This window comes from Aeromonas sp. sia0103 (genome assembly GCF_963895295.1).
Classification (GTDB): Bacteria; Pseudomonadota; Gammaproteobacteria; order Enterobacterales; family Aeromonadaceae; genus Aeromonas; species Aeromonas encheleia.
This window is the reverse complement of record NZ_CAWQKG010000011.1, coordinates 981,230-997,223: the sequence shown is the minus strand read 5'-3', so window position 1 is coordinate 997,223 and position 15,994 is coordinate 981,230. Positions and strand designations below refer to the sequence as shown.

General features: G+C 61.9%; 15 protein-coding genes. 12 read left to right on the top strand and 3 right to left on the bottom strand.

What is annotated here, in order from left to right; translation table 11 throughout:
• Window positions 1-91: 91 nt before the first annotated feature.
• From AACW18_RS07200 to AACW18_RS07190, 3 genes are all read left to right on the top strand, one after another.
• Window positions 92-1,378: a citrate synthase gene (locus AACW18_RS07200; RefSeq protein ID WP_042653602.1), complete on the top strand. Its 1,287-nt coding sequence runs from the start codon at window positions 92-94 to the stop codon at window positions 1,376-1,378.
• 96 nt (window positions 1,379-1,474) lie between these two features.
• Complete coding sequence (locus AACW18_RS07195) at window positions 1,475-1,789, top strand: DUF4377 domain-containing protein (RefSeq protein ID WP_218388222.1); 315 nt, start codon at window positions 1,475-1,477, stop codon at window positions 1,787-1,789.
• Window positions 1,790-1,907: 118 nt separating this feature from the next.
• Window positions 1,908-2,402, top strand: coding sequence for a GNAT family N-acetyltransferase (locus AACW18_RS07190; RefSeq protein ID WP_218388221.1), 495 nt, complete (start codon window positions 1,908-1,910; stop codon window positions 2,400-2,402).
• A gap of 66 nt (window positions 2,403-2,468) precedes the next feature.
• Here the strand turns inward: AACW18_RS07190 and fabB are convergent, their stop codons facing one another.
• Complete coding sequence (fabB, locus tag AACW18_RS07185; RefSeq protein ID WP_042653599.1) at window positions 2,469-3,680, bottom strand: beta-ketoacyl-ACP synthase I; 1,212 nt, start codon at window positions 3,678-3,680, stop codon at window positions 2,469-2,471.
• Window positions 3,681-3,770: 90 nt separating this feature from the next.
• On the opposite strand from fabB, the gene mnmC reads away from it, so the two are divergent.
• Window positions 3,771-5,789 carry a bifunctional tRNA (5-methylaminomethyl-2-thiouridine)(34)-methyltransferase MnmD/FAD-dependent 5-carboxymethylaminomethyl-2-thiouridine(34) oxidoreductase MnmC gene (mnmC, locus tag AACW18_RS07180; protein WP_218388220.1) on the top strand — a complete coding sequence of 673 codons (2,019 nt, stop codon included), beginning with the start codon at window positions 3,771-3,773 and terminating at the stop codon, window positions 5,787-5,789.
• A gap of 107 nt (window positions 5,790-5,896) precedes the next feature.
• On the opposite strand, the gene AACW18_RS07175 is transcribed toward mnmC, so the two are convergent.
• The gene (locus AACW18_RS07175) at window positions 5,897-6,502 is read right to left on the bottom strand and encodes a DUF922 domain-containing protein (protein ID WP_218388219.1); all 606 of its coding nucleotides are present in this window, start codon (window positions 6,500-6,502) and stop codon (window positions 5,897-5,899) included.
• A gap of 327 nt (window positions 6,503-6,829) precedes the next feature.
• Here AACW18_RS07175 and dcuC point away from each other — a divergent pair, with 327 nt between their 5' ends.
• From dcuC to AACW18_RS07150, 5 genes are all read left to right on the top strand, one after another.
• Window positions 6,830-8,182 (top strand): anaerobic C4-dicarboxylate transporter DcuC, encoded by a 1,353-nt coding sequence (gene dcuC, locus AACW18_RS07170; protein ID WP_218388218.1) that lies wholly within the window; start codon window positions 6,830-6,832, stop codon window positions 8,180-8,182.
• A gap of 98 nt (window positions 8,183-8,280) precedes the next feature.
• A complete protein-coding gene (locus AACW18_RS07165) occupies window positions 8,281-9,942 on the top strand; it encodes a bifunctional metallophosphatase/5'-nucleotidase (RefSeq protein ID WP_218388217.1) in 1,662 nt (553 codons plus the stop codon).
• A gap of 386 nt (window positions 9,943-10,328) precedes the next feature.
• On the top strand, window positions 10,329-11,972 hold the full coding sequence (locus AACW18_RS07160) for a hypothetical protein (RefSeq protein WP_218388216.1): 1,644 nt from the start codon (window positions 10,329-10,331) through the stop codon (window positions 11,970-11,972).
• Window positions 11,973-12,127: 155 nt separating this feature from the next.
• The gene (locus AACW18_RS07155) at window positions 12,128-12,631 is read left to right on the top strand and encodes a M48 family metallopeptidase (RefSeq protein ID WP_042653593.1); all 504 of its coding nucleotides are present in this window, start codon (window positions 12,128-12,130) and stop codon (window positions 12,629-12,631) included.
• 82 nt (window positions 12,632-12,713) lie between these two features.
• Window positions 12,714-13,478 carry a DUF2927 domain-containing protein gene (locus AACW18_RS07150; protein WP_218388363.1) on the top strand — a complete coding sequence of 255 codons (765 nt, stop codon included), beginning with the start codon at window positions 12,714-12,716 and terminating at the stop codon, window positions 13,476-13,478.
• A 198-nt stretch (window positions 13,479-13,676) separates the two neighbouring features.
• Here AACW18_RS07150 and AACW18_RS07145 read toward each other — a convergent pair whose 3' ends face one another.
• Window positions 13,677-13,931: a DinI family protein gene (locus AACW18_RS07145; RefSeq protein ID WP_218388215.1), complete on the bottom strand. Its 255-nt coding sequence runs from the start codon at window positions 13,929-13,931 to the stop codon at window positions 13,677-13,679.
• A gap of 256 nt (window positions 13,932-14,187) precedes the next feature.
• On the opposite strand from AACW18_RS07145, the gene AACW18_RS07140 reads away from it, so the two are divergent.
• The 3 genes from AACW18_RS07140 to AACW18_RS07130 all read left to right on the top strand — a co-directional run bounded on the left by AACW18_RS07140 (window position 14,188) and on the right by AACW18_RS07130 (window position 15,746).
• Window positions 14,188-14,457 (top strand): type B 50S ribosomal protein L31, encoded by a 270-nt coding sequence (locus tag AACW18_RS07140; RefSeq protein WP_042653590.1) that lies wholly within the window; start codon window positions 14,188-14,190, stop codon window positions 14,455-14,457.
• On the top strand, window positions 14,454-14,579 hold the full coding sequence (ykgO, locus tag AACW18_RS07135; protein WP_042653589.1) for a type B 50S ribosomal protein L36: 126 nt from the start codon (window positions 14,454-14,456) through the stop codon (window positions 14,577-14,579). Before AACW18_RS07140 ends, ykgO begins: the two co-directional genes overlap by 4 nt.
• A gap of 459 nt (window positions 14,580-15,038) precedes the next feature.
• On the top strand, window positions 15,039-15,746 hold the full coding sequence (locus AACW18_RS07130; protein ID WP_042653588.1) for an oligogalacturonate-specific porin KdgM family protein: 708 nt from the start codon (window positions 15,039-15,041) through the stop codon (window positions 15,744-15,746).
• Window positions 15,747-15,994 lie beyond the last annotated feature (248 nt).

Here is a 15,994-nt window from a genome sequence, read left to right as displayed (position 1 = left end):
CGCGGTATGGGTAAGAACCTTTGCCAGCGTTATGAAAGTCGTAATAAAGTAGGACTGGAACCAAATTATAAAAGAGCAAAGGAGACGTGCTATGGCTGATAAGATAGCCACCCTACATCTGCCCGGAAAAGAGCCGGTAGAACTACCGATCCTGTCTGGAACTGTCGGACCCGATGTAATCGATGTCAGAAAACTGGGTGCTCAAGGGTACTTCACCTTCGATCCCGGCTTTATGGCCACCGGTGCTTGTAAATCATCCATTACCTATATCGACGGAGATCAGGGTGTCTTGCTGCACCGTGGTTATCCCATCGCCCAGTTGGCCACCCAGGCCAGCTACCTCGAAGTGTGCTACATCCTGCTGTACGGCGAGGCGCCCACCAAGACGCAATACGCGGAATTTGAACGCCTGGTCACCCGCCATACCATGGTGCACGAGCAGATCGCCTTCTTCTTCCGCGGCTTCCGTCGTGATTCCCACCCCATGGCGATCATGTGCGGTGTGGTCAGCGCCCTGTCCGCCTTCTATCACGATGCGCTCGATATCAACAACGAAGAGCATCGCGAGATCTGCGCCTTCCGTCTGCTCTCCAAGATGCCGACCCTGGCCGCCATGTGCTACAAGTACTCCATCGGTCAGCCGTTCATGCAGCCGCGTAACGCCCTCTCCTATGCTGGCAACTTCCTGCACATGATGTTTGGTGTGCCGACCGAAGAGTACAAGGTCAACCCCATCGTCGAACGGGCCATGGATCGCATCTTCACCCTGCACGCGGATCACGAGCAGAACGCCTCCACCTCCACCGTGCGTCTGGCCGGCTCCTCCGGCGCCAACCCGTTTGCCTGTATCGCCGCGGGGATCGCCTCCCTGTGGGGACCGGCTCACGGCGGCGCCAACGAAGCCTGCCTCAAGATGCTCGAGGAGATCGGATCGGTGGAACGCATCCCCGAGTTCATCGCCAAGGCCAAGGACAAGAACGATCCCTTCCGTCTGATGGGCTTCGGCCACCGGGTCTACAAGAACCACGATCCCCGTGCCCAGGTCATGCGTCAGACCTGCCACGAGGTGCTGCAAGAGCTGCAGATCAAGGATCCGCTGCTGGATGTGGCCATGGAGCTGGAGCGCATCGCGCTGTCCGATCCCTACTTCATCGAGAAGAAACTCTACCCGAACGTGGACTTCTACTCCGGCATCATCATGAAGGCCATCGGCATCCCCATGTCCATGTTCACCGTGATCTTCGCCATTTCTCGCACCATCGGCTGGATCGCCCACTGGAACGAGATGCACTCGGACCCGGATCAGAAGATCGGTCGTCCACGTCAGCTCTATACCGGCCTGGCCCAACGGGAATTCACCCCGCTCGATCAGCGCTGATCCCGGCATCTGACATGGTTTGTTACAAAGGCGGTCATTGACCGCCTTTTTATTTGAGGGTCTAATCGCGCCCTTTTACGTCAAGGACACACCATCATGAAAGCCCCTCTGCTGATCGCGACTGCCCTGTTGCTCGGCGCCTGCCAGAGCACCCCGACCACCGAGACCCTCTACATCCAGGATCAGCTGGCCGACTGCGTCGGTGTCGCCCCCATGAAGTGCATGCAGGTGCGCAGCCAGCCGGGTGCAAGCTGGAGCTTGTTCTACCAGCAGATCGAGGGCTTCACCTTCGAGCCGGGCTTCCGCTATCAGCTGGAAGTACGCACCGAGCAGCTGACCGATGTCCCCGCCGATGCCTCCTCAGTGCGCTATCAGCTGATCAGGGTGGTGAGCAAGCAACCGGTCCGCTAACGCGCCTGCCTTAAAAAGGCATCGTTTGGATATGGTTGTTCAGTTCGTCGCCGCGCTCTGCTATGCTGGCTGACGCAATTTTCCCGTCACCCACCGGCAGAACGAACGTCACAGCACCATGATCAAGATCCGCACGACCCTGGCCGACGACTGGCCCGCCATCATGCGCATTCAGAGCGACTGCTATCACCAACTGGAGCCCGAGCCCCTCGAGATGATGAGCAACAAGGCCGAGCTGGCCCCGGCCTGTTGCTGGGTCGCCGAACATGGCGGTGAGGTGCTGGGCTACCTGCTCTGCCATCCCTGGCGCGCCCACCAACCCCCACCTCTCTCCGTATCCCTGTCGAGCCTGGCGGGGGATGAGGAGTTCTATCTGCACGATCTGGCGGTCTCGCCCAGGGCACGGGGCCGGGGCATAGGCCAGCGCCTGCTCGAGACCGCTCTCGAGTTTGCCTGCGATCAAGGGTATGAGCATGCGGGGCTGGTGGCGGTGCAGGACGCACCGGCCTTCTGGCGCAAGCAGGGCTTCCTGCCGGCCGCCACCCGAAAGTCGCTGGCCGAGTATGGGGAAGGGGCCGTCTACATGCGGCTGCCGCTGACCGAGCCGGCCTGAGAGTCATCGATTTCCCCATAAAAAAAGGCGCCTCGCGGCGCCTTTTTCAATCTACTTTCCGGGTCATCAAGCCTTGAATCGGCTGAACACCAGGGAAGCGTTGGTACCGCCGAAGCCGAAGCTGTTGGACATGACGGTATTGAGCTCGGCGGCCTCGCACTCGCGTACGATGGGCAGGCCGATGGCCTTCTCGTCCAGGGTCTCGATGTTGATGCTGGGGGCGATGAAGCCGTGCTGCATCATCAGCAGGGAGTAGACGGCCTCGTGCACACCGGCGGCGCCGAGGGCATGGCCCGTCATGGCCTTGGTGGCGGAGAGCTTGGGCGAATTGCTGCCAAACAGAGTCTGGATGGCCTCCAGCTCCTTGGTATCGCCGACCGGAGTGGAGGTACCGTGGGTGTTGATGTAGTCCACAGTGCCGACGCCCTGCATCGCCATCTTCATGCAACGCACCGCGCCTTCACCGCTCGGAGCCACCATGTCGTAGCCGTCGGAGGTCGCACCGTAACCGGTGATCTCGGCGTAGATATGGGCGCCACGGGCCAGGGCATGTTCCAGCTCCTCGACCACCAGGATGCCACCGCCACCGGAGATGACGAAACCGTCGCGGTCCGCGTCATAGGTACGGGAGGCCTTTTCCGGGTTGTCGTTGTACTTGGTAGAGAGGGCACCCATGGCGTCGAACTGGATGGTCGAGGACCAGTCAAGCTCCTCGCCGCCGCCGGCGAAGACGATGTCCTGCTTGCCGAGCTGGATCAGCTCCAGCGCGTGACCGATGCAGTGAGCAGAGGTGGCACAGGCGGAGCTGATGGTGTAGTTGACACCCTTGATCTTGAACGGGGTGGCCAGGCAGGCGGAGGTGGTGGAAGACATGGTACGCGGCACCATGTAGGGACCCACGCGCTTGACGCCTTTCTCACGGGCAATATCCGCAGACTCCGACGTGTTCTTGCCGGACGCACCGCCAGAGCCGACCACGATGCCAGTGCGCTCGTTGGAGACCTGATCCTCCGGCAGCCCGGCATCTTCGATCGCCTGCTGCATGGAGAGATAGGCATACGCGGCGGCGTCGCCCATGAAACGCATGACTTTACGGTCGATCAGCTCAGACGGATCGAGTTTGATGTTACCCCAGACACGGCTGCGCAGGTTGTATTGTTCAAACTGCTCGGAATAGGTGATGCCGGATTTACCTGCTTTCAGGGAGGCCAGCACTTCTTCCTTGTTGTTGCCGATACTGGAGATGACGCCGATACCGGTGATCACTGCTCTTCTCATTAATTCATCTCGTCTGGAAAAACTGGCACCGAGTCTACCCGCTTTCGGCTGCCAAACTGGTCTGCTTTCACGTAGAATGCCCGCGAATTTGTGACGCGAGCAGAGGAAAACGTGAGTCAAACATCCTTACATCATGCCCGATTGGACTGGAATGAAGCGGGAACTCCAGTCTCCAGTGAGTTCGGGGATGTGTACTTTTCCAATGATAACGGTCTAAGTGAAACCCGCTACGTCTTTTTACAGCAAAACCGGTTACCGGCGCGATTTTCACACCACGATAGTGACAATTTCGTGATTGGCGAAACAGGTTTCGGCACAGGCCTTAACTTTCTGGCGACAATGGCTGCCTTTCTGGAACAGGGAAGCGACCCCGATCGCTGTGCTCGCCTGCACTTTATCAGCTTCGAAAAGTACCCTCTCACCCAGGCCGACCTTGGCAAGGCACTGGCGGCCTGGCCCGAGCTCGCTCATTTGAGTCAGGCGCTCATCGCGCAGTGGCCGCTGCCGGTATCCGGCTGCCACCGCCTGCTGTTCGCCGAGGGGCGAGTTCGGCTCGATCTCTGGTTTGGCGACATCAAAGACATGCTGCCCCAGGTGCCCCACGGTCCACAGGGGCTGGTGGATGCCTGGTATCTGGATGGCTTCTCCCCGGCCAAGAATCCCGAGATGTGGACGCAAGAGTTGTTTGACGGCCTCGCCCGCCTCGCCCGCCCCGGGGCCTGCATCGCCACCTTCACCTGCGCCGGCTTCGTGCGCCGCGGCCTCATCGTCGCGGGCTTCGCCATGAAGAAGGTCAAGGGCCACGGCAGCAAGCGGGAGATGCTGGTGGGGGACAGGGCCGACAAGCAACCGCAGCAGACCATAGCGCCCTGGTATGCCCGTCCGGCAGGGCGGGACGGCGGGGTGCTGATCATCGGCGGCGGCATCGCCTCGGCCATGACCGCCCTCTCCCTGGTGGAGCGGGGCCGGCACGTCACCTTGTTGTGTGAAGATGGCGAGCCCGCCACCGGTGCCTCCGGCAATCGGCAGGGGGCGCTCTATCCCCTGCTCAATGGCGAGCACGATGCCCTCTCCCGCTTCTATTCCCTGGCGTTCGGCTATGCCCGCAACCGCCTGCTGGCACTCGCCGAGCGTCATCCCATCGCCTTTGACCTGTGCGGCGTGGTGCAGCTCGGCTATGACGACAAGTCCGTCGCCAAGCTCGGCAAGATGGGTCAGGGCCCCTTCCCGCCCGCGCTGATGCGCCCGCTGACCCCCAGCGAGGTCGAGTCCGAATGCGGCTTGCCCTGCGGCCATGGCGGCGTCGGCTACCCGCTGGGAGGCTGGCTCTGCCCGGCGGATCTGACCCGCGCCGCCATCAAAGAGGCGCAGGCGAGCGGCCTGCTGCGAGTGGAATACGGTATCCCCATCACCGCTGTCGACGAGCAGGCCGATGGTTGGCGGGTCGAGACGCAGGATGGCCGCCACTGGCAGGCCCCCAATCTGGTGGTCGCCGCCGGTCACCGGCTGCCGGCCTTGCTGCCCTTTGCCGAGCTGCCGCTCTACCCGGTGCGCGGCCAGGTGAGCCACGTACCGACCACCACCACCCTGAGCCGGCTCAAGACGGTGCTCTGCTACGACGGCTATCTCACCCCAGCCCATGATGCAGTGCACTGCATCGGCGCCAGCTATGGCCGCAACCAGAGCACGACCGACTACAGCGCCGAGGAGCAGGGGCAGAATCAGGCTCGGCTGCAAGCCTGCCTGCCGGAGCAGACCTGGCCTGCGGAGGTGGATGTGAGCGCGGCCGAAGCCCGGGTCGGGGTGCGCTGCGCCAGCCGGGATCACCTGCCGGTGGCAGGATCCGTCGTCCGACTGGCGAGCCTCGCGGCGCACTATGCCGGGCTGCAGTCCGATCGGCAGCACGCGGCGCCCCTGCCGCTCCATCCCGGCCTGTTCGTGGTGGGGGCCCTCGGCTCACGGGGCCTCTGCTCGGCCCCGCTCTGCGGCGAGCTGGTCGCCAGCGAGATCTGCGGTGAGCCGCTGCCGCTGGCGGCCGAGCTGCTGGAGGCGCTGCATCCCGCCCGCTACTGGGTGCGCAAGCTGCTCAAGGGCAAACCCCTGCACTGAGGCGAGCCGTTCCCTCATCACCACCTCGGCCAATAAAAAACGAGCTCCCTTGCGGGTAGCCCGTTTTTTTAGCGCGGCGGCTTGGCGCTAGCGCGCGATAGGCAGGTTCAGCTTCCCTGCGGCCAGATCACCCCCAGCTTGCGGCCCTGCTCGGTCTGCTGCGCCAGTGCGGCGAAGCGCTCGCGGGTGCTGGCGAGCACCGCCTGCCCCTGCTGCCAGCCCTCGGACTGCAAGGCGGCGCAATCCCGCGCCACCGGCAGCTGCGCCAGCCGGATGCCGAGCTGGCTGACGCTCTCCAGCAGTATGTCCTTGTGACGACTCTCGTAGTCAAACATGGCCGCCACCAGCCTATCCCATTTCTGCTGCTCGCCGGCGGACGCCTTGGCCTTGTCCATCCAGTTCGGCACCCGAACCCCGATGCGGGCCGTCACCCTGGCCTGCTCCAGCTCGCAGCGCGACGCCGTCGGCCGGGCCTGCAACTGCCAGGAGAGCTGATAGCTGGCCTTGCCGATGTGGCCGCCGGCCTGGGCCGGTGCCTGCCTAGCTATCTGGCGCATCACGGTCGCGACATCGGCCCCCGACACCCGATAAAACTGGAAATCGACCTTGATGTCAGGGGCGACCCGGATGCCGGCATAATGGGAGGGTTCTGCCCCGCTCGAGGCGGCATACATCAGGGCCGCCACCATACCTATTCTGCTGAAAAGTCCCATCTGCTCGCGGCCTTGCCCCTTGTGAGTCCCAGCGTTATTTCGATTAAGAATCAATGAATTAATATTCAGGATGGGAGATTAACCGCGATCCCGACGACTGTCACCTGCTGTCGTCATCCGCGGCGGCAACCGGGCAAGATCTCGCCCCCCGGCCGGGCTCCGAGATTTGCAGGCGGGATCACAAGTGATGACCGACATCATGGTCGATTACCTCTTATTGGATAATAATCGCCGCGTTTTTACCGGTACATTGCGCCACAGGCCAGATTAACCGCCAAGTTAACGCCGGAAATGTCCCACCTTCATGTCGTACTCAGGAACTTGTCTATGATGGAACTGCTTATTGGCACCCTGGTCACTCTGGCCGTGGGACGCTACATCTTCAAAGGCTACTCGGCGACCGGGGTGCTGCTCAGCGGCGGCCTGCTGCTGCTGGCCATTACCGCCCTGATGGGCAAGGCCGTGCTGCCCGCCAGCGTCGCCTCGACCGGTCACGTGGCCACCGACGTGTTCGAGTATGTGCGCTACCTGCTGGTAGACAGAGGCGGTGGCCTGGGCATGCTGATCATGGTGCTGTGCGGCTTCGCCGGCTACATGAGCCATATCGGCGCCAACACCATTCTGGTGAAACTCGCCAGCAAGCCGCTCGGGATCATCAAGTCCCCCTACATACTGCTGGTGGCCGCCTACCTGGTGGCCTGTGCCATGTCGCTGGCGGTGAGCTCCGCCACCGGTCTCGGCGTGCTGTTGATGGCCACCCTGTTCCCGCTGATGGTCAACATGGGGATCTCCCGTGGCGCCGCGGCGGCGGTGTGCGCCTCCCCGGCCGCCATCATCCTGGCCCCCACCTCCGGGGACGTGGTGATGGCCGCCCAGGCCGCCAACATGGAGCTGCTCGACTTCGCCTTCAAGCTGACCCTGCCCATCTCGCTGGTGGCCATCGCCGCCATGGCGGTGGCTCACTTCTTCTGGCAGCGCTATCTGGATCAGAGGTCGGGTGAGCACAACGAGGCGGTCGCCCCGAGCGATCTCATCACCGATGCCCCCAGCTTCTACGCCATACTGCCGTTCACCCCCATCATCGGCGTGCTGCTGTTTGACGGCAAGGTAGGCCCCAAGCTCGACATAGTGACCATCATCGTCATCTGTCTGGTGCTGGCCGCCCTGCTGGAGCTGGTGCGCAAGCGCAACGGCAAGGAGCTGCTCGACGGCCTGCAGGTGTGCTGGCGCAGCATGGCGGACGCCTTCGCCGGCGTGGTCATGCTGCTGGTCGGTGCCGGCGTCTTCGCCCAGGGGCTGATGGGGCTCGGCTTCATCGCCCACCTGCTGGATCTGGCCCAGAGCTTCGGCACCGGTGGCATCGTCATCATGCTGGTGCTGGTGGTCATCACCACCCTGGCCGCCTTCACCACGGGCTCGGGCAATGCCCCCTTCTACGCCTTCGTGGAGCTGATCCCGCACCTGGCCACCAGCCTCGGCGTCAACCCCGCCTACCTGGTCATCCCCATGCTGCAGGCCTCCAACCTGGGTCGCACCATCTCCCCGGTTTCCGGCGTGGTGGTCGCCTGTGCGGGCATGGGCAACCTGTCGCCGTTCGAGGTGGTCAAGCGCACCTCGGTGCCGGTCGCGGTCGGCCTGCTGGTGGTGATCCTCGCCACTCAGATCCTAGTGCCTGCCTAAGTACCGCCTGACACTTTCCCAGCCCGGCGTCCGCCGGGCTGGCTTCCCCCCCTTCCCTGCAGTAGACTCGGTGCTCTTTTTCTCTAAGGAGGACCGAGATGAGTATTACGGTTCAACTTGCCCACTTCAGTGACTGCCACTCCCATTTCGATGGCGCCCCCATGCGCTTCCTGCCCGCAGGCGACACCGAGTGGCGCACCCAGTGTGGCGGTTATGCCCGCATCCTGACCCGACTCGACGCCCTGCGCCAGCAGGCTGCCGCCGCCGGCCAGACCTGCCTGTTGCTGCACGGCGGCGACACCTTCCAGGGCTCGCTCTATTTCAACCGCTTCAAGGGGCGAGCCAACGCCGACCTGCTGCGCCTGCTGCGACCGGATGCCATGGTGATCGGCAATCACGAGTTCGATCTCGGCAACGGCCCGCTGGTGGAGTTTCTGCGCCAACTCGACTTCCCGGTGCTGGCCGCCAACCTCGACAGCAGCCAGGAGCCGGCCGATGCCCCGCTGCGGCTGCGGGACCTGCCCATGCTGTTCGATGCCAGCCGCCCCTGGCACAAGAGGGTCATCGATGGGGTGCCCTTCGCCCTGCTCGGCATCACGCTGCCGCAGATGGCCGCCATCGCGAGCCCGGATCCCCACACCCGGTTCCACGGCATAGAGCAGACCCTCACCGCCGCCCTGAGCGAGATAGCGGCGCAGGGGATCCAGCACATCATCCTGCTGAGCCACCTCGGGCTCGAGCAGGACAAGCGACTGGCGGCTCGTTTCCCCCAGCTCAGCCTGATCGTCGGCGGCCACACCCACAGCCAGCTGGGGGACTTGGCTCCGCTCGGGCTCGCAAGCGAGGGAGACTACCCGCTGATGGTCGAGGGGGTCGCCATCCTGCATGCCGCCCACAGCGCGCTCTGTCTCGGGGTCTGCGAGCTGGAGTTCGACGACAGGGGACGCGTGCGGCGCAGCAAGGGCCAACTGGAGTGGCTGCCCTGGCAGCCCTGGCCCTTCGCCGCCCCGCCCCCGGCCGGGCTGCACTTCTGCGAGCCCGCCCCCGAGCTCGAGCAACGCCTGGCCAAGCGCTACCGGCCCGAGCTCGAGACCATGACCAGGCGCATCGTCACCCGCCTCGCCGGGCCGCTGCACCATCAGCGCCTGCCCGACACCCAGCTGCCCGTCGGCAGCCAGGTGGCGCCTCTGGTCGCCCATGCCATGCTGGCCGCCGCCCGCGAGCAGGTGGGTCAGGTGGATTTCGCGCTGCACAACGCCGGCGGGGTGCGCTGCTCCCTCGAACCCGGCCCCCTGAGCGAGGCGGACATCGCCGGCCGCCTGCTGCCGTTCGCCATCCCGCTCACCCTCTACCGGGTCCACGGTCATGAACTGGCCGAGGCGCTGGAGGGAGCCATCGACAACGCCACCAACAACGGCGTGATCGGCAATGGCAGCGGCAGCTTCCCCTATACCGCCGGGGTGCGTTTCAGCTACCGGGCCGACCGCCCCAAGGGGCGCCGGATCACCCGGCTGGAGTGGGAGTCGAGCCCGGGCCAGTGGCAAGCGGTCGAGGTCGACGCCGTCTATCGGGGGGTCTCCAGCGCCTACACCGCCTCCGGCAAGGAGGGCTACACCGCGCTGGCCCGCACCCTGACCCAGCACAATCAGGAGCTTGGCATCACCCTGGCCGATGCCTTCATCCGCTGGGCCCGCCATCTGCCCGAGCTCGTCCCCCTGCCCGCCCTGGTGGAATATCATGGCGGTCGCGTCATGGAGTGAGGCCCTCATCCGGCCAACCCCCAGCAAAAGTGCCGCTTTGCTTCGTGAAAGCGGCACTTTTGCAAATTATTTCAAGCACATTCCCTCGCCCCATTGCATCGGACTGCCGGCCTCGGCAACACCGGGTCCCGCTGTTCGTCTTGCACAATGCGGGCACTGAAAACGATACTTTTATAAATTATTTCAAGCACATTCCCTCGCCCCATTGCATCAGGCTGCCGGCCTCGGCAACACCGGGTCCCGCTGTTCGTCTTGCACAATGCCGGCACTGAAAACGATACTTTTATAAATTATTTCAAGCACATTCCCTCGCCCCATTGCATCAGGCTGCCGGCCTCGGCAAGATAGGCCCGCTTTCTCGTCTTCCCTGCAGGAACTGGTCACCCATGAATCACGCCATCCGTTTTACCCCTCAGCGCTACAACCCCGGGCTCAAGCCGCTGGTTGTCCTGCTCACCGCCCTGATGGCGCTGCTGTTCTGCCTGCGCAACCCGCTGTTTCACGGCATGGCCCCCGGCTTTGACGCCTCCCTGTTCGCGGTGATGGGCAAGATGTGGAGCGAGGGGGGCGTGCTCTATCGGGACATGATCGACATCAAGGGCCCCATGATCTTCGCCCTCGATGCGCTCGGCTATCACCTGGGTGGCTTCTTCGGGATCTGGCTGCTGGAGTGGGTGCTCTGCTGGCTGGGTCTGCTGGCCAGCTGGCAGGCTTTCTCCCAGCTCGGCCTCTCCCTGCAGGCCCGGCTCGGCAGCATGCTGGCGGTGCTGGCGCTCTACGGCACCCGTTACTACTACGGCAACATGACCGAGGACTGGACCTTCTACCTGGCCCTCATCGCCCAGTGGGCCTTCATCACCATGCTGCTGGACAAGCAGTTTCGCTGGGGACCGGCGCTGGTGGCGGCCATCACCTTCGCCATTGTGGCCTGGATGCGCACCAACAACGGCGCCTTCTGGGGCGCCTGGTATCTGGTGCTGTTCTGCCACTGGTGTCTGCGTGAGCAGTGGCGCTGCGCCTTCGGCCTGCTCTGCAGCAGCCTGCTGGGGCTGGCGCTGATCGGCGGCCCGCTGTTCGCCTACTTCCAGCACCACGGGCTGCTGGCCGAATTCCAGTATTACGCCTTCGGCATCTTCTTCGAGGGGAGCTACGGCAACGGCTTCTCGCCGGAAGTGGGGGCCGTCGGCCTGCTGCGCACCGGCCTCATCATGCTGCTGCCTGCCTTCATGGTGCTGATGCAGGGGCGCCGCCAGGAGTGGTACCTGCCCGCCCTGTTCGCCACCCTGTTCGGGGTGCTGTTTACCCTGGTCGCCAACTCGGTCTCCGGCCATGTGTTCGATCACTACGACGTGCTCTACCTGCCGCTGGCCCTGCTGCCGCTCGCCTGCCTGCTGGATCGCAGCGAGCAGCAGGCCGATGCGCTGGGCCTGCTCTGCATCTCGCTGGTGGTGCTGACCGCCAGCTGGCTGCTGGCCCAGCAGCTCGGTTATGGCTGGAGTACCAAGGAGTGGTCGCTGGAGCGGGTGCGGGAGGTGCTCGGCAACAGCCTGTTGTGGGCCCTGCCGGTGCTGATCCTGGTGCCCCTGTGGCGCGCCTGGGACGTGCGCAGCGCCACCCCCTGGCTGGCCTCGCTGGCCATGCTGGCCCTGCTGGTCAACAACGCCTGGGAGGGCACCCTGAAGGGCCAGCCGTTCAACCCGCCGGCCCAGGTGCGGGTCGATCGGATCAAGGCCGAAACCGTGCCGACCGACAAGATCTGGGTCGATGGCATCCAGCCGCAATACTATCTGTGGACCGATCGCCAGCCCGCCTCCGCCTATCTGTTCTTCGCCAACGTCAACCCGCCCTATGACGTGCGCGAGCGGGTGCTGGCCGACATCAAGCGCCAGGATCCCAAGTTCATCATCGCCAAGCCGGAGCGGGTGGCCGCCGAGCTGAAGCAGCCGAGCTCCCCCTCCAGCCTCGCCTTCTATCAATATCTGACGGATCGCTACCAGGAAGTGGATCCGGGCCTCTACCGCCGGCGCTGAGCCAGGCTGTGAATACAGACCCCCGAGAGGGCCGTCGTTGGCAACAATGGCGGCCCTTTTCGCTGGCGCGCGCGACGCCAGGGCGGCCTGTCTGTTTCCAAGCCGGCGCTTGATGACTACAATGGCGCTCTTTTTTGTGTGAAAAGTGACGAATCATGGCGGAACTGACCTATCTGGGCGGCTATCCCGAGCCGCTCAAGGCCCAGGTGCAACAGCTGATCGCGGCGGACAAGCTCGGCGAGATGCTGGCCAAACGCTACCCGGACACCCACCTCGTCCAGAGCGACAAGGCGCTGCTGGCCTATACCATGGAGCTGAAGAACCGCTACCTGAAGAGCTCGGCGCCACTGTCCAAGGTGATCTTCGATGGCAAGATCAACGTGATCAAGGATGCCCTCGGTCTGCACACCTATGTCAGCCGGGTACAGGGCAACAAACTCAAGGCCAAGAACGAGATCCGCATCGCCGCCCTGTTCAAGGAGGCCCATCCCGCTTTTTTGAAGATGATAGTGGTGCACGAGCTCGCCCACCTGAGGGAGAAGGATCACAACAAGGCCTTCTACCAGCTCTGTCAACACATGGAACCGGACTATCATCAACTGGAGTTCGACCTCAGGCTCTGGCTCACCTGGCGTGATATCGAGCGAGCCCAGCGCTGACCCATACCGCTTGCAAGGAGGCCCCATGATCCCATGGCGACAGCGTGCACGACGATCCGGCCGTCATTTCGCGCCAGGCCGGATGCTGGGGCTGTGGCTCGCCTTGCTGCTGCCCTGCGCCTTGCCGGCGGCCGAACGCTGGCAGAGCGATGCCTACCTGACCCAGAGCTTCTTCGAGGTCGCCATGAAGCGGGAATACGGCCACGAGCAGCATGTGCGCTTCTCCCGCTGGCAGGGGCCGATCCGCCTCAAGCTCATCAACGAGTTCGGTGACAAGCCGCTGCAAGCCGAGGTGGTCAGGGTGCAGAGCCAGCACCTGGCCAGGATCACCGGCCAACCCATACTGCTGGTCGGCGACAAGCCCAACCTCACCCTCATCATGACCCGGCGCCAGCAGATGGCGAGCTGGGCCAGCCGCACCATCGGCAAGGATGACTCGGTCAAAATCGCCCTCAAGGAGGGGGTCTGTCTGGCCAACTTCGCGATCAATGCCCGCTACGAGATCACCCGCGCCACCATCATCATCCCGGTGGACTACAGCCGGACCAAGGGCCGCTTTCTGGACTGCGTGGTGGAGGAGCTCACCCAGGTGATGGGACTGCCCAATGACTCGGACAAGGTGTTCCCCTCCATCTTCAACGATCACAGCATCGACAGCTTCCCGACCGGGCTCGATTACGTGCTGCTCAAGCTCGCCTATCACCCGGCCCTGCATGCCGGCATGACCGCCGACGAGGTGCGCAGCGCCCTGCCCATCGCCCTCAAGGCCCTGCGCGCCAATGGTGACATCGCCCAGGCCGACCACCGCGTCCAGGTGGAGAGTCTCAAGCGCTGGAGCGGGCTCTGAGCACGCCTGCGGGTTGAGAGTTGAAAGTTGAAAGTTGAAAGTCGAGGGTCGAGGGTCGAGGGTCGAGGGTCGAGGGTCGAGGGTCGGCCAAGTTTGACAGCAGCTCATCCATAAAAGCAAAACGCAGCCCAGGGCTGCGTTTTGCTTGATCCGGATTGAGCCGGCCATTTGCCGGGCACGGGCATCCGCGATGACGACTCAGACGTCGGCGTTTTCCGCCTCGGGCATCCAGCTGTCGGCATTCTCCCACACCTCCTGCACCATGGCCTCCGCCAACTCTCTGTCCTCCTTGCTGGCACGGCTGACCGTCAGCGCCATGGCGCTACCCGGTGCGACCCGCACGTGCAGGTCGGGAAACTTCTCACCCAACTGCTTGAGCAGCGCCTGGCGCAGCGCCTCCATGGTCGTGGTGGGGATCTGATGTTTTCTGTCGATGATGATTTCCAGACGCATAAGATACTTCTCCATGATATATGACTGTATTTTTATACAGTGAGCTATAAAAGTAAAGCGCCCACCCTAGTTTCACCTCGTGCCGCCCAATAAATCTCCCCGCAACAGCCCGGATGAGGGCATTTCCTTAACTTTGTATTGCTCCCGTCAGGTGCCGTTATCCGGCAGGATGAGATCTCGGCATAAAAATGGATTGATATTGATTCTCACCTGTCGCACAATTAGTTTGTTATAACATAACAACAGGAAGAGAATCATGCGCCCCAATATTCACCCTGAGTACCGTCAGGTACTGTTCCACGATCTGACCACCAACACTCACTTCCTGATAGGGTCGACCCTCAAGACCGATCGCACCAAGGAGTGGCAAGATGGCAACACCTATCCCTACGTGACGCTGGATGTCTCCAGTGCCTCTCACCCCTTCTATACCGGCAAGCAGAAACAAGTCGGCAAGGAGGGACAAGTAGCCCGCTTCGGCCAACGCTTCGGGCAATTCTTCAACAAAGGAAAAGAGCCGGCATGAAAGTACTCTCCTCCCTGAAATCGGCCAAGTCACGTCACCCGGATTGCCAGGTCGTGCGTCGACGCGGCAAGCTGTTCGTGATCTGCAAGAGCAACCCCAGATTCAAGGCACGTCAAGGCTGAACGCGCTGACTCACTGCTAATACCCTCCCCTGGTCCTCTTCCCGAGGGCCAGGTTGTTTCTGACTCCTCGCGGACGTCTCGCTCTAACCCCCGTCCCCTGAACAAGCTCGCCGCCCCACCAAGCTCCAGTCAGCCCCCTCCAAAACACACAATAGAAACGACGTTTCATTTTATGTAGATACAGATCCCATTTTCTGATGTCGTCATGCCACCACCATTGCAAATGAAACACCAGATGAATTATATTTGAACCGTCGTTTTGAAAAGCAAAAAATCCCCGGTAAAAAATGAAGTTCGTCGACGCGTTGTACAGATGCTCGCGCTGGCCTTCAGGACCCACCGCCGTGGCCTGCCACCAAAATTGACCTTAACGAGTCCGATCCAGATTGAAAGCCACATGCGCTATCTGGCAATGGGACCACCGTCAGTAGCTTTTTTTCATAGGATTGATCGAAAGGTATGAAGTTGAAATTCACATGTGCAGCCATTGCCGTCTGTTCGGCGCTCACCAGCATGAATGCAAATGCATTGAGCCTCAATTACCGACACGAGTTCCTGGAGAAACAGGATCAGCAAAGCGATCGTCTGGTGGTTTCTCATCGCTTCGATAATGGCTGGGGTGTTGGTGTCGAATCCAAGTTTACCAGTGGAGGTGAGGGAGAAGGTGCCTTCGATGAACTTCACACCACGGGCACCGAATATGACTTGACCTATCTTGCCAAGCCCAATGACAAATGGTGGTGGGAAGCCGGTTTCAATACCGAGATCACCAATGACGTGCAAGATTTGCGCATTCACTTCAAACCCACTTATTGGTTCAATCCCAACTTTTATACCGCCGCACGTTTCCGGGTGGGACAGCGTAACTACGACGATTCGCTCAACAAGGAAAACGGCCATTATTTCCAGCTGAACTATTACCTCGGCTATAATGCGGAAAATTGGTCTGTTGCCTATGACTTCGAATATAAAAAGCTCGATTACCCGGACTTCAATGGTGAAGAATATTCTTATCTGAATAACGTCACCATTCGCGTCCCGATCAATAAAAATTGGCGGCCATTCACCGAGATCGGTTATGTGTCATACAACGATCCGGCAGATGACAACCCCTACCCCAATGATTGGCAGTGGCGCTGGCGCGTAGGGATAGAGTACATATTCTAACTCTGAGCCACCCCGTCAGTAAGCTGTACCAATGTCACCGTCAGCCATGTACCAAGCGTCATTGGAGTCAGTGAATAACAACAGCACTCTTGCAAGCCAGTGCCAATTCAATCCGCTTGCACGACGAATTTAAGAATCGTGAAAGATGCGCGAACAAGGGAATCTAATGGCCCCTGTTATTCCTTAGGGTTGGCTATGCATCGCTGAATATGGGTCTTGTGTCACAGAATGTCGACTTATCTGAAATT